1 protein-coding gene and 1 pseudogene are annotated in these 654 nt (G+C 81.5%); one reads left to right on the top strand and one right to left on the bottom strand.

The features are described from left to right. Window positions 1-294, bottom strand: a 294-nt coding sequence (locus RH94_RS45205; RefSeq protein WP_234426186.1) for a hypothetical protein, incomplete at its 3' end; no start/stop codon positions are given. Between the two features lie 93 nt (window positions 295-387). Here RH94_RS45205 and RH94_RS40980 point away from each other — a divergent pair. After that, window positions 388-654, top strand: a pseudogene (locus tag RH94_RS40980) (hypothetical protein); the annotation flags it as partial.

Here is a 654-nt window from a genome sequence, read left to right as displayed (position 1 = left end):
CGGGCCGCGGCGGCGGACCGTGGGGCTGCCGCGGGCCGCGGTACGGCCGTGGGCCGTGACCCGGTGGCGGGCCGCGGGACGGCTCCGGACGGGGACACGGCTGCCGCTCGTGAGATGCCGCCGGGCGGTGGCGCGGTGCCCGGCGGTACCTCCGTGACCGGCCGGGAGGCCGTGGCCGGCCCGGCCGGCACCCGTACCGCGCAGGACGGCGCGCCGGAACCGGGACGGGACGGCGCCCCGGGCCACGACGACGGGGCCGGCCGTGAGGCGGCGCCCGGGGGTGCCGGGGCTCACGGTGCGGGCGGTGCCGGGCTCTCGGGGCGGGACGGTCTCCCGGGGTCAGAGGGCGCCGGTGCCCACGAGGCTCTCGGCGGGGGCGCCCGGCCGGTGGGACGGGACGGAGAGCCCGCGGCTCACGGCACGTCCGACCCGCTGCTCCTGCCCGAGGAGTGCGACGAGTTCGGGGCCCGGCTGCGGGGTGCTGTCGCCGGGTTCGTCGACGGGCCGCGGGATGCCGTGGAGGAGGCGGACCGGGCGGTGGAGGAGCTTGCCGGGCGGTTCACCGAGGCGCTGGCCCGGCGCCGCCGTACGCTGCGGACGGCCTGGCAGGACGGTGAGGCGGGGAAGACCGCGACGGCCGCCGACACCGAGCGG

This window comes from Streptomyces kebangsaanensis, from assembly GCF_001906585.1.
GTDB classification, from domain to species: domain Bacteria; phylum Actinomycetota; class Actinomycetes; order Streptomycetales; family Streptomycetaceae; genus Streptomyces; species Streptomyces kebangsaanensis.
The sequence above is the reverse complement of the archived record's forward strand: the minus strand, read 5'-3'. Positions and strand labels throughout refer to the sequence as shown.